We start from the raw sequence: 11,469 nt of genomic DNA, 5'->3' as shown, positions 1-11,469 counted from the left end.
AGCAGAGGGTGGGTCCGGACCCGCTCGGGCGGCCCGGACCCCACTCCGTACCTGAAGCGGCGCGCTACACGCGGGCGGTGGTCACGTCGGCGGTGAACACCACCTGGTCGCTCTGCGACAGCGCGACCCGGACCGTCTGCGCCCCGTCCCGGCCGTCCGGCGCGGGCAGTTGCGCGGTGCTGACGAGGCACGGCACGTCGAACTCGGCGTAGCGGATGAAGCGGGTCGTCATGCCGACCACCGTCGCCGTCTGGGGGCACCGGGCGAGCGCCGCCTGCCGGGCCGCTTCGAGCAGCAGCATGCCGGGGGAGTGGTCGACCGGGTGGTCGAAGAGGATCGGGTGGTCGAGGTCGTTCCTCAGGAACCAGGTGTACGGAGGCTGTTCCGGGGCCGGAGCGAGCACCACGTCCGCCGCGCGGCTGCGGCCCACGAGCTCGGGCGAGACCGGGCGGCCCGGCGGCAGCGCGGCCGCGTGGGCCGCCGCCATGTCGCTCTTCGCCCCGCGCAGCCGCTGATGGACGGCCGGCGACTGGTTGTTGAACCTGGTGCGCACGGTCGCCACGGGCAGACCGTCCCACGACGCCCGCACGTCCATGGTCATGCCGCCGACGCGGGTTCCGCGGCGTATGACGTCCGAGCATCTGACGTCGAGCCGTATGTCCAGGTCGGTGCCGGTTCTGCCGAGCACCGACGGCTCGACGGCGAAGTGCAGATCCTCCCACGCCTGCCGGAATCCGAAGGGCGTGGCGTAGGCGCTGTGGCACAGCATCGGGATCGACTGGCGCACGCACTCGACGAGCATGAGCGCGTCGCGCCGGTCGTGCGCCGCCTCCGCGTAGAAGCGGTGCCGCGCGGGCCAGCGTGCGCTGATGCCGAAGTGATCGGGGCCGATGTGCTGCCAGTCGGTGAGCAGAACCTCGGTCGTGTCCAGTTTGTGCACCTCGGCCGCGGATACGGGCCGGTCGTCGGCGGTCGTGGTCGACGTGTCGGGCAGGGTGCTGAGCATGCTGTCTTCCCCCTCGGAAGTGCGGAACGAACAACGGTCAGAGCCGACCCGTGGAACCGGTTGGGTCGCCCCGCAGGCAACAACATAAAGAGTGTTCGGTTTCTTGGGAAGGAAAGATGTAGTAAACCTCGACCGGCCCGGAGGAGGGTGGGCCGGAGAGCAGGCGCGATATCCACGGAAACGTCACGTCGTGAGGCTTGATGCCCCGAACCGGGACACGTAACATAGAGAGCGTTACGTTTTTGAGGAAGTGAGAGGCATCGTGGCAGAGCCGAAACAAGAGCGTGCGATGCAGACGCGCAAGGCCCTCCTCCGTGCGGCGGCCGAAGCCTTCGACGAGTACGGGTACGCGGGCGCGAGCATCAACATGATTCTCAAGCGGGCCGGGTTGACCACGGGAGCGCTGTACTTCCACTTCGACTCGAAGGAAGACCTCGCGCACGCGGTCATGAACGCGCAGCCGGAGCTGATCGTCCCTCAGTTGCAGTCGCAAGGACTCCAGCGGCTGGTCGACATCACGCTGCTGTGGTCGCACATGCTCCAGGTGGATCCGCTCCTGAGGGCGGCGGTACGGCTGACGGGCGAGCAGGCCTCCATGGGGACCCGCGACGCCACGCCCTATCAGTCCTGGGCGAAGGTCATGGCGGAGTGCCTGCGCGACGCGCAGAACGCGAACGAACTGCAGGCCGGCGTGGACCCGGACGAACTGGGCGAGTTCGTCACCGAGGCCTGCACGGGCATGCAGATGTTCTCCGCCGTGGCCAGCGGCCGCGACGACCTCAGCGACCGCGCCATCCGCATGTGGCGCCTGCTGCTGCCCGGCGTCGCCGTCCCCGCGATCGTGGCCCGCACCGAGGTCAGCCACGAGCGGCTGAAGACACTGATCGGCTGACGCCCGGGGCACTACTGTCGGGGGGCCTGTGACCGGACAGGCGGGCGGCGTCCCTGCCGGACGCCGCCCGCCCCACCACCATGTGCGGCCCGACGGGGGGCGTGGGGGCCGCACATCGTGCGAGTGCCCACGGACGGACTTGGCATGCCCGCGACTTTCCGACGGCGGGGTTCAGGCCGCGTAGTAGCCGTCCCGGTCCAGGTCGGCGAGGAGGGTGGGGCCGGTCGGCTCCCAGCCGAGACGTTCGCGGGTGAGCGCGCTGGAGGCGGGAATGTCGGCCTGGGCGAAGTAGGAGTCGATGCCGAAGTGGGCGTCGGCCTCCTCCGGCGGCGTGCTGACCACGGGCAGGCCGAGCCGGCGGCCGATCGTCCGGGCGACCTCCTTGAACGGCACGCCCTCCTCGGCCACGGCGTGATAGCGGGCTCCGGGGACGGCCTTTTCCAGGGCCAGGCGGTAGACGCGTGCCGCGTCGGTGTGATGGACGGCGGACCAGCGATTGAGGCCGTCGCCTACGTAGGCCGACACTCCCGTGCGCCGGGCGACATCGATGTAGCGGGGGACGGTGAACCGGTCGCCGGTGCCGTGCACGCAGGGCAGCCGGACCACGGACGTGCAGACGCCGGACTCGGCCATCGACCGGGCCAGCGGCTCGGCGGCGCGGCCCACCGGGCTCGCCGGGTCCGTGCTCGTGTACTCCTCGGTGGCGACGGATCCGGGGGTCAGGAAGGCGAATCCGGCCGTGACGACCAGCGGCCGCCCGCTCCCGGCGAGTACGTCGCCCAGCGCTTCCAGCGCCGTCCGCTCGACGCGGCCCGCCTCGACGAAGCGTGCGAGATCGGCGGTGTCGAACGCCGTGTGGACGACGCCGTCGGTCCGGGCCGCCGCGGTCCGCAGACTCTCGACGTCCTCCAGGCTGCCGAGGTGCGGTGTGGCGCCCGCGGCGTCGAGTGCGCGCGCCGACGCCGCGGAGCGGGCGAGCCCGAGGACCTCGTGCCCCGCGGCGAGCAGGTCGGCGACGACGGCGGATCCGATGAACCCGGTGCCGCCGGTGACGAAGACGCGCATCAGCTCTCCTCCCCGAGCGGCTCGCGCGGGCCCATGTAGTCGCGCAGCAGGGTGATCCGTCGCTCGCGACTCGTGATGATCCACACGTACCGCAGGCCGAACGGAGTCCCCGTCGCGGCGTCCTCGTGGTGGCCTTCGGCCTCGATCACCAGATCGTCGCCCGAGCCGTGCACCCGGACGTCATGGAGGCTGCCGAACCGTATGCCGCCCGCGACCTGCGCGAGGTGGGCCCGCATGGCCTCTTTGCCTTCGAGCCGTCGCACCGCGCCGGGGGCGGCGAAGGGGAATTCGTGGACGGCGTCCTCGGCGAACGCGTCGAGCCAGGCGTCGACGTCGCCGCCGGCGAGCCCGACCATGGCGCTGACCAGCCACGAGGGAATTTCATCGGTGGGCACAAGGCCTCCCTTAAGATTCGGACCGTGAGTCCTCAACACAGTAACAGCATTTCGGACCGCGAGTCCGAAACTGGGAAGCGCCGTACCGGACGCCCGGCCTTCCCCCGTGAACTCGTCCTCGCGGCGGCCGACGGCCTCTTCGCCGAGGCCTCCGCGCCCAAGGCCGTCACCATGGACGACATCGCGGCGGCGGCGGGCGTCGGCAAGGGAACCCTGTTCCGTGCCTTCGGCAGCCGGGACGGTCTGCTCGACGCCCTCTTCCTGGCACGCGCCGCGCCGCTGCGGACCGAGCTCGATCGCGAGGGCTCCCGCGTGGGCCCCTCGGTGCCGCCGCTGCAGCGCGTCCTGGCCGTCCTCGACGAGCTGGCCCTGTTCAAACTGAACAACCAGCACCTCGCCGCCGCCCGCGAACAACCCGGAACCCGGTTCCTGCGGTCGCCCCACTACGTGTGGACCCACGAGACACTGGCCGAGCTCATCAGGGCGATCGGCCCCGAGGCCGCCGCATCGGCCGACTACCGGGCGCACATCCTGCTGGGCGCGTTGCGCGTGGACCTGATCGACGAACTGCTCGCCGCCGGACGCTCGCCCGACGCGATCCGTGCGGACCTGGACGCGCTGGCCCGCAGCGTCCTGCCCCCGGCGACCGACCGCTGACCCGCTGGTTAGGGTCGCAGACATGACGACATCCCTTGCCGGTAGTGCTTTCGACTCGCTCCGCCTCGACTCCGTGCGCGACCAGGAGGCGCTGCGGCAGGCCTACGCGCTTCCCGGCGACGCGGCCGTGCGCAAGCAGATGACCGAACTCACCGACCAGACGCGGCGGTTGATCGGCTGCGCGTCACTGGTCCTGGTCGCCAGCGCGGACGCCGAGGGCAACTGCGACGTCTCGCCGCGCGGCGGGCCCGCCGGATTCGTCGCCGTGCTCGACTCACGGACGGTGGCCATACCGGACGCGACCGGCAACAAGCGCCTCGACACCCTGCAGAACGTCATCGCCACCGGACGGGCCGGGCTGCTGTTCCTCGTCCCCGGGCGGACCACCACCCTGCGCGTGAACGGCCGCGCCGTCGTCTCCACCCGCCCCGAGCTGCTGTCGCAGCTGACCGCCGTGGGCAAGCCGCCGGCCAGCGCCCTGGTCGTGGGGATCGAGGAGGTCTACCCGCACTGCCCCAAGTCGCTGCTGCGCAGCGGTGCCTGGAAGCCGGAGCAGTGGCTGCCGGCCGATGCCCAGCCGACGTCGGCCGAGGTGACCCTGGCCCAACTGCGGATGCCGGAGCTGACCATCGCCGACATCGAGCGGACCGAGGCGGAGTCGCTCAAGTACCGGTACGAGTGAGCGGTCCCCCTCGGCGCTCTCATCTGGATGCCGCGTCGCCGCGCAGCCCGTCGATGACGATGCCGAGCATGCGTTCGGTGCGCTCGTGCCAGCCGGGGCCGTTGTCGACCTTCCACAGGAACGACACGAGCAGCAGCACCTCGTCGGCCCTGGCACCGGACCGCAGTTGTCCGGCGTCGTCGCAGGCGGTGAGCAGCTGGTCCAGCGCGGCGGCGACCGGCGGGTAGGAAGGGCTCCCGAGGTCGGCGCGGGTGGCCGCCTCCAGGGCCTGGGACGCCCCCTGCTTCACGCGGCCGTACGCGGCGAGCCTCCCGAACCACCGGCGCAGCGCTTCGAGCGGTTCGTGCTCGGCGAGCAGGCGCGGGGCCGCCTGGACGAGGGCTTCGACGTCGGCCCGGTAGACGGCGAGGAGCAGCGCCTCGCGGCTGGGGAAGTGCCGGTACATGGTCCCCTGGCCGACGCCGGCCGCCTTCGCGATCGACTGGAGGGTCGCGTCGGGGGAGCCGGTGAAGGCCGCGCTCGCGACCTCGATGATGCGGGCGCGATTGCCCTCGGCGTCCGAGCGCCTCGGCCGTGGACGCGGCGGTGTCGTCAGGCCGTTGCCGGGACCGGGGTCGGGCATGGGTGCGCTGCCTCCGTTCTGCGAGGTGTCGCTGTCGATGTCAGGGGAGGGCGCGCAGGAGGACCAGCGACCCGTCGTAGGCGGGCCTGCCGCGCAGATGGCCGAAGGCCTCGTCCCAGGCGCCCGAGCCCAGGGCGTGCCGCAGGGAGATGTCGAAGTCCTGGCGGGCGCGGTCGTCGAGGAAGCTCCACGCCGAGCAGGGCTGGCGGGCCGCGGGGTCGAGGAGGAGTTCGGGGCGCCCGTAGTACGCCTCGTTGAAACTGTCGGTGCAGTCCAGCGGTACGGGGACCGGCTGGACGGTGGTGGTGCCGCCGAGCGCGGCCGCGAGCCGTTGCAGGGGCGGGTAGCGGCGGGCCTCGGTCTCCAGGACGTCGGGCGCGTACTCGTAGAGCCAGAAGTCGCGCACGCGCGCAGGGTCGCAGGTGAGCACGGTGACGGGGCCGCGGGTGACCCGGCGCATCTCGTGCAGCCCGGCGTCGACGTCCGACCAGTCCTGGACGCTGAAGAGCGCCATCGCCGCGTCGAACTGCCCGTCGGCGAAGGGGAGGTCCTCGGCGACGGCGTCGATGGCGGTGACCAGTTGCGCGGGGCGCCGCGCGCGCATGGCCAGGGACGGCTCCACCGCGGTGAAGGTGTGCGCCTCGGTCTCGTACGATCCCGTGCCCGCGCCGACGTTGAGGACGGTGCGCGCGTCGCCGAGGGCCTGGGCGATGACCTGGGCGATGCGCTCGTCGGGGCGGCGGGGGGAGGGGCGCGTGGGTGCCGGAGGCCCGTAGCCGACGCCGCCGCCGTCGAGAGTGGGCATGACCATGGGGGACCTCGCCTTCCGGGCCTGGCCGGAGCGGCGGCATCCGCGCCCCGAACTGTGCCTCCTATCTTGCATCTGCCATGTGGAATCTCCTAGCAGCCTGGCGAATGCTTGTTGCATTGGCCAAAGAGTGGGGCGTGTGCGGCGCCGCGTTTGGAGGTTGTGTCGGCAGTGCGGGATGTTCTCCACGGGCCCTTGAAAGCCGAACCGAAGTGGCCTGTGGGCGCGCGGAGTTGACTGCGGGTGCGGGCGGAGGCGGAACGGCGACGGGCCCGCCCCCTGTCGGGGCGGGCCCGCCGTCACGGGTGTTCGGGGTCAGGCGGTGGCGAGGGAGACCTCGGTCGACTTGATCAGCGCCACCACGGAGGAACCGGACGTGAGGCCCAGATCGGTGACGGCGTCCTTGGTGATCGCCGCGGTGAGCGCGCCGCCCTGGACGTCGACCTTGACGGAGGCCATGGCGCCGCCGGTGGCGACGTCGGTGACCGTGCCGGCGATCTGGTTGCGGATGGAGACGCCCTGGACCGGGCCGGTCGCGAGGGAGACCTCGGTCGACTTCACCAGGATCCGCACGTCGGAACCCTCGGCCAGGCCGAGGTCCTTGACGGACTCGGTGGTGATCGCGGCGGTGACGTCCTGGCCTCCCGCGAGACGGACCTTCACGGTCGCCATCGCCTCGCCCGTGGTGACGGATGCGACGGTGCCGGCGATCTGGTTGCGGATGCTCAGGCTCATGGGGTTCTGCCTCACAGGATCGAGAGATGTGGGGGCGGGGTGCGGCGGCGCCCCGTCACGCCCCGAAGCTAGTACGTCCGAGAACATCCCGTTCTGGCTCCCTCGCAACCGCAATTGAGAACTCGCGCTCCGGCTGGCAGATCAGAGCGGAACCGGCGCCACCACTACTCCCGGGCTGGCGAGGGAGAACGTTCGGTCTTGACAACGTGTGCCGCCGTTGCCAGTCTGACGGGACAGAACGTTCGTTCTCCCTAGGCTTCCCGAGCGCCCGCTCTCCTCCACGTACCCACCGAAAGGGATCACCGTGAGCACCACTGCCGCTCCGACCGGCGTCACCACCTCGGCCGCCCCCGTGGCCGCTGCGCTGCGCCGCCTGTACTTCGCCCGGTTCGCGTTCGCCATCGTCTGGGCGCTCGTGATGTTCACGATGACGACGAGGATCAGCCCGGCCGGTGCCGTGCTGCTCGTGCTGTACCCGCTGTTCGACGTGGGGGCGGCGGTCGTCGACGCCCGGTCGTCGCGCGGCACCGGATCGCCCGGACTGCTCTACGTGAACATGGCCGTCAGTCTGCTCGCGGCCGTAGGTGTGGCCCTCGCCTGCGCCTCCGGTGTTCCGGCGGTGCTGCGCGTGTGGGGAGCCTGGGCGGTCGTGTCCGGACTGGTGCAGCTGATCGTGGGTGTCTCGCGCCGCGCGATGGGCGGCCAGTGGCCGATGATCCTCAGCGGCGCCGTCTCGGCGCTGGCCGGTGCCTCGTTCGTCGCGTCGGCCGGAGCCGACGCGCCCACGCTCACCAGCGCGATCGGCTACGCCGTTCCGGGCGGCGTCCTCTTCCTCGTGTCGGCCCTGCGCCTGGGACGCGCCTCCCGGAGGAACTGACCGTCCGGGCCTGGCGGTTACGCGCCCCGGGACCGGAGGATGCCCTCGATGCCCTCGAGGAAGGTCTCCGAGACCAGCTTCGGGTCGGACAGGCAGCCGGAGGCCATCGCGCCGTCCCGGAGCATGACGAGGTGGCGGCCCGCGGCTTCGGCGGGGGTGTCGCCGGTCCGGCTCAGCAGGTCCGTGACGGTGTCCTGGAACCAATGACGGTGGGCCAGGACGGCGCGGTGGACCGGGTGGTCGGGATCGGGGTACTCCGCGGCGGCGTTGAGGAAGGCGCACCCGCGGAAGCCGGGGGAGCGGATGCCCTCGGTGATGGTCCGGCAGACGGCGCGGATCTTGTCGGCCGCCGAGTCCTCGGCCGCCTGGGCCGCGTCGGCCTGCGCCCGGAGTTCCCGGTCGGCCTGGTCCAGGTACGCCAGGACGAGGTCTTCCTTGCCCGTGAAGTGCCGGTACAGCGTGGCGCGGGTGACCTGCGCCTCCGCGATGATCCGGTCGACGCCGACGGAGTGGATGCCCTCCGCGTAGAAGATCTTGGTTGCCGTGCTGAGCAGCCGCGATCGCGCTTCCGACGGACCTCTTCCCTTTGCGCTCTGGCTCATGGGCCCAGGTTAACGAAGTGCGGGGGAGAACGGTCGGTCCGGCCCGTGGGCCCTGATCTACAGGCACTCGGCGAGCAGGTCGACGACATCACGCCACGCTCGTTGCGCGTGCCGTGGGTGGTGGCCGACGCCGGGGCGCACGGTGTGGTCGACCGTCGGGTGGTGGAAGGCGTGCAGGGCGCCGCCGTAGACCGTGAGACGCCAGTCGACGCCCGCGGCCTGCATCTCGGCGGTGAACGCCTCCCGTTGCGCGGGCGGCATGATCGGGTCTTCCGAACCGACTCCGGCCCACACCGGGCAGCGAATGCGTGCCGCCTCGCCCGGCCGGCCCGTGGTCAGTGCGTTGACCGTCCCGATCGCGCGCAGGCCGACGCCGTCGCGCCCGAGTTCCAGCCCGACGGCGCCCCCGGTGCCGTAGCCGACGGCGGCGATCCGGTCGGGGTCGGTCCGGGGTTCGGCGCGCAACACGTCGAGCGCCGCACGACCGATGCCCCGCATCCGGTCGGGATCGGCGAGCAACGGCAGGCAACGGGCCAGCATCTCCTCGGGATCGCCCAGATAGCGCCCGCCGTGAAGGTCGAAGGCCAGCGCCACATATCCCAGCTCGGCGAGAGCGTCGGCCCGGCGGCGTTCGACGTCGCTGAGTCCCGTGCCCTCCGGTCCGAGCAGTACCGCGGGCCTGCGGTCGGTACCGGCCGGGAGCGCGAGATGCCCGACCATGGTCAAACCGTCGGCCGGATACTCGACCGTACGCGTGGTGATCGTCGTCATGGGACGGGACCGTAGTGATCGTCGGGCCCGGTCCGGGTGATGTTCTGCCGCCGGCAGAGCACACGTATATCCCTCTGAAATACGGCGAGGGCTCAGGAGAGACGTCGCCGAGGACTTTGTCGCCGGGGGAGAGGTTCCCCTCGCCCGGCCGTGAGACCGGTCCCGCCGCGGTCGGGCTCGCACGCGGCGGGGCCGGTCACGACCTCGGCGCATCACCTGCCGAAATCGCCGGAATCGGCGGGGCGGAACCTTCAGATCGGGGGTCCGGTCCGCTGCGCGGGGATCCTCGGCAGCCCGCTCCGCGGCGCGGGCGGCGGGTCGGGCCGCCTGCGCGGCGGCGACGGTCTTCTCTCGACCCACCTGGCGGCGAACACGCGTGCCCACCAGTGTTTCTGTGGATCGCCGGAAGTCATGTCGATCGCCCTCCTGCTCGTCGACGTCGGACTGGATCTCTGACTGACTGACCGCATTGCCCGTGCGACGCTTTCAACTCCTCATTCCCCCCTTAGGGAGTATGTGCGGACATGGGGCGCTGACACCCGACCCCCAAAAACGCGGCGACAGGGAAAAGCGTTCGCGCTACGGTCCGGCGCCATGACCTTCACGCACGAACGTCCCCCGTTCCAGGCCGACGAGCGCACCGCACTGATCGGCTGGCTGGACCTTCAGCGGCAGATCCTGCGATGGAAGTGCGAGGGTCTGAGCGAGGCGGACGCCCACCGCGGCGTCCTCACGTCGTCCCCGGCCATGACGATGGCCGGCCTCATCAGTCACATGCGGTGGGTGGAGCACACGTGGCTCGAGGTGATGTTCCTCGGCGGCGACGGGACAGGCAACCCGTCCTTCGACGAGGAGGACGAGGACGCCGACTGGCGAACCGGCGGCGCCACGCTGGCACACCTGCTCGCGGAGTACGAGGCCCAGTGCGCCCGGAGCAACGAGATCGTGGCCGCGGCCTCCCTGGACGACATCGGCCGGCACCCCGGATACCGCGCGGGCAATGCCAACCTCCGCTGGATGCTCATCCACCTCGTCGAGGAGACCGGCCGCCACGCGGGACACGCGGACATCGTGCGCGAACTGCTCGACGGCTCCAAGGGCTACTACTGAGCGACCTCCCCGACAGGTGCCCGGCGCCCACCCACAGCGGTCGCGGCCTCAGGGAGAAGGCGTCGCCAGCACGCAGCGGGTGCCGCTGTAGATCGTCGGCATGCACTTGTTGCAGTGGACGCACAGCGAGCGGGTACCGGGCTCCCGCTCCATCCGCGTGACCAGATCGGGCTCGCGCAGCAGCGCCCGCGCCATCGCCACGAACGAGAAGCCCTCCGCCAGAGCGCTCTCCGCGGTCTCGCGCCGTGTGATGCCGCCCAGCAGCACCAGCGGAAGACCGAGCGCGGCCCTGAACTGGCGGGCGCTGTCCAGGAGATACGCCTCCTCGTAGGGATAGGCACGCAGGAACCGGCCGCCGACCGCGCGCACCCCCAGCCGCACCACAGGGCTGCGCATCGCCGCCGCGAACTCCCGCAGCGGCGCGTCGCCGCGGAACAGGTACATCGGATTCAACAGCGAACTTCCCGCGGTGAGTTCGAGGGCGTCCAGGCTGCCGTCGGCCTCCAGCCAGCGGGCCACCTGGACGCTCTCGTCCAGCCACAGCCCGCCGGGGACACCGTCGTCCATGTTGAGCTTGGCGAGGACGGCGATCCGGTCGCCGACGGCGTCGCGCACCGCCCGCGCCGACTCCCGGGCGACCCTGGCGCGGCCCGCGAGGTCCCCGCCGTACGCGTCGTCGCGGTGGTTGAGACGCGGGCTGAGGAAGGCGCTGGCGAAGTAGTTGTGCCCCAGATGGATCTCGACCGCGTCGAAACCCGCCTCCACGGCGAGCCGGGCCGCCTCCGCGTGGGCGCGCGTGATCCGGGCGATGTCGGCGCGGCTGGCCGCCCTGATCCGGGTCGGGCTCTGCGCCCCGAGGCGCGCGGACGGACCGAGGGCGGGCAGCCCGTTCGACCGCGGGTCGGCCACCGGGCCCGCGTGCCCGATCTGCGCCGAGACCGCGGCGCCCTCGGCGTGCACGGCGTCCGTGAGACGGCGCAGACCGGGCAGCAGCTCGGGCCGCATCCAGATCTGATGGCGCTCGGTCCGCCCCTCCGGAGCGACCGCGCAGTACGCGACCGTGGTCATCGCCACCCCGCCGGCCGCGTGCCGCCGGTGGAAGGCGATCAGCTCGTCGGAGACCCGCGACCCGCGCGTCATCCCCTCGAACGTCGCGGCCTTGAGGATCCGGTTGCGCAGCGTCAGCGGCCCGAGCCGGGCCGGGCCGAAGAGGGCGGGCTGTGTCATGACGGTCTCCCGGGGTGAAG

The 11,469-nt window shown here is 71.7% G+C and carries 14 protein-coding genes; 5 read left to right on the top strand and 9 right to left on the bottom strand.

Annotation, left to right across the window (positions count from 1 at the left end):
• Positions 1 to 64: 64 nt before the first annotated feature.
• Positions 65 to 1,006 (bottom strand): ScbA/BarX family gamma-butyrolactone biosynthesis protein, encoded by a 942-nt coding sequence (locus ABII15_RS02365; RefSeq protein WP_353940557.1) that lies wholly within the window; start codon positions 1,004 to 1,006, stop codon positions 65 to 67.
• A 289-nt stretch (positions 1,007 to 1,295) separates the two neighbouring features.
• On the opposite strand from ABII15_RS02365, the gene ABII15_RS02360 reads away from it, so the two are divergent.
• Positions 1,296 to 1,898, top strand: coding sequence for a ScbR family autoregulator-binding transcription factor (locus ABII15_RS02360; protein ID WP_353940556.1), 603 nt, complete (start codon positions 1,296 to 1,298; stop codon positions 1,896 to 1,898).
• Positions 1,899 to 2,069: 171 nt separating this feature from the next.
• Here the strand turns inward: ABII15_RS02360 and ABII15_RS02355 are convergent, their stop codons facing one another.
• The gene (locus ABII15_RS02355; RefSeq protein ID WP_353940555.1) at positions 2,070 to 2,963 is read right to left on the bottom strand and encodes an SDR family oxidoreductase; all 894 of its coding nucleotides are present in this window, start codon (positions 2,961 to 2,963) and stop codon (positions 2,070 to 2,072) included.
• Entirely contained in the window at positions 2,963 to 3,358 is a 396-nt protein-coding gene (locus tag ABII15_RS02350) for a nuclear transport factor 2 family protein (protein ID WP_353940554.1), read from the bottom strand. The genes ABII15_RS02355 and ABII15_RS02350 overlap by 1 nt, the downstream gene beginning before the upstream one ends.
• A gap of 24 nt (positions 3,359 to 3,382) precedes the next feature.
• Between ABII15_RS02350 and ABII15_RS02345 the strand changes: the two genes are divergently transcribed.
• Both ABII15_RS02345 and ABII15_RS02340 read left to right on the top strand, forming a co-directional pair.
• Positions 3,383 to 4,015, top strand: coding sequence for a helix-turn-helix domain-containing protein (locus ABII15_RS02345; protein WP_353940553.1), 633 nt, complete (start codon positions 3,383 to 3,385; stop codon positions 4,013 to 4,015).
• 22 nt (positions 4,016 to 4,037) lie between these two features.
• On the top strand, positions 4,038 to 4,697 hold the full coding sequence (locus ABII15_RS02340) for an MSMEG_1061 family FMN-dependent PPOX-type flavoprotein (protein ID WP_353940552.1): 660 nt from the start codon (positions 4,038 to 4,040) through the stop codon (positions 4,695 to 4,697).
• A gap of 19 nt (positions 4,698 to 4,716) precedes the next feature.
• Here the strand turns inward: ABII15_RS02340 and ABII15_RS02335 are convergent, their stop codons facing one another.
• The 3 genes from ABII15_RS02335 to ABII15_RS02325 form a co-directional block, all read right to left on the bottom strand.
• On the bottom strand, positions 4,717 to 5,319 hold the full coding sequence (locus ABII15_RS02335; RefSeq protein ID WP_353940551.1) for a TetR/AcrR family transcriptional regulator: 603 nt from the start codon (positions 5,317 to 5,319) through the stop codon (positions 4,717 to 4,719).
• Between the two features lie 40 nt (positions 5,320 to 5,359).
• On the bottom strand, positions 5,360 to 6,124 hold the full coding sequence (locus ABII15_RS02330; RefSeq protein WP_353940550.1) for a class I SAM-dependent methyltransferase: 765 nt from the start codon (positions 6,122 to 6,124) through the stop codon (positions 5,360 to 5,362).
• Positions 6,125 to 6,442: 318 nt separating this feature from the next.
• Positions 6,443 to 6,862 carry a TOBE domain-containing protein gene (locus ABII15_RS02325; protein WP_353940549.1) on the bottom strand — a complete coding sequence of 140 codons (420 nt, stop codon included), beginning with the start codon at positions 6,860 to 6,862 and terminating at the stop codon, positions 6,443 to 6,445.
• 304 nt (positions 6,863 to 7,166) lie between these two features.
• Between ABII15_RS02325 and ABII15_RS02320 the strand changes: the two genes are divergently transcribed.
• Positions 7,167 to 7,739, top strand: coding sequence for a hypothetical protein (locus tag ABII15_RS02320; RefSeq protein WP_353940548.1), 573 nt, complete (start codon positions 7,167 to 7,169; stop codon positions 7,737 to 7,739).
• Positions 7,740 to 7,756: 17 nt separating this feature from the next.
• On the opposite strand, the gene ABII15_RS02315 is transcribed toward ABII15_RS02320, so the two are convergent.
• Both ABII15_RS02315 and ABII15_RS02310 read right to left on the bottom strand, forming a co-directional pair.
• Positions 7,757 to 8,341, bottom strand: a complete 585-nt coding sequence (locus tag ABII15_RS02315; RefSeq protein ID WP_353940547.1) for a TetR/AcrR family transcriptional regulator — start codon at positions 8,339 to 8,341, stop codon at positions 7,757 to 7,759.
• Positions 8,342 to 8,398: 57 nt separating this feature from the next.
• Complete coding sequence (locus ABII15_RS02310; RefSeq protein ID WP_353940546.1) at positions 8,399 to 9,112, bottom strand: dienelactone hydrolase family protein; 714 nt, start codon at positions 9,110 to 9,112, stop codon at positions 8,399 to 8,401.
• 594 nt (positions 9,113 to 9,706) lie between these two features.
• Between ABII15_RS02310 and ABII15_RS02305 the strand changes: the two genes are divergently transcribed.
• Positions 9,707 to 10,222 (top strand): DinB family protein, encoded by a 516-nt coding sequence (locus ABII15_RS02305; RefSeq protein WP_353940545.1) that lies wholly within the window; start codon positions 9,707 to 9,709, stop codon positions 10,220 to 10,222.
• A 48-nt stretch (positions 10,223 to 10,270) separates the two neighbouring features.
• On the opposite strand, the gene ABII15_RS02300 is transcribed toward ABII15_RS02305, so the two are convergent.
• Positions 10,271 to 11,449 carry an NADH:flavin oxidoreductase gene (locus tag ABII15_RS02300; RefSeq protein ID WP_353940544.1) on the bottom strand — a complete coding sequence of 393 codons (1,179 nt, stop codon included), beginning with the start codon at positions 11,447 to 11,449 and terminating at the stop codon, positions 10,271 to 10,273.
• Positions 11,450 to 11,469: the final 20 nt, after the last annotated feature.

The organism is Streptomyces sp. HUAS MG91, assembly GCF_040529335.1.
Lineage (GTDB): Bacteria > Actinomycetota > Actinomycetes > Streptomycetales > Streptomycetaceae > Streptomyces > Streptomyces tabacisoli.
This window is presented reverse-complemented; position numbering and strand designations above follow the sequence as displayed.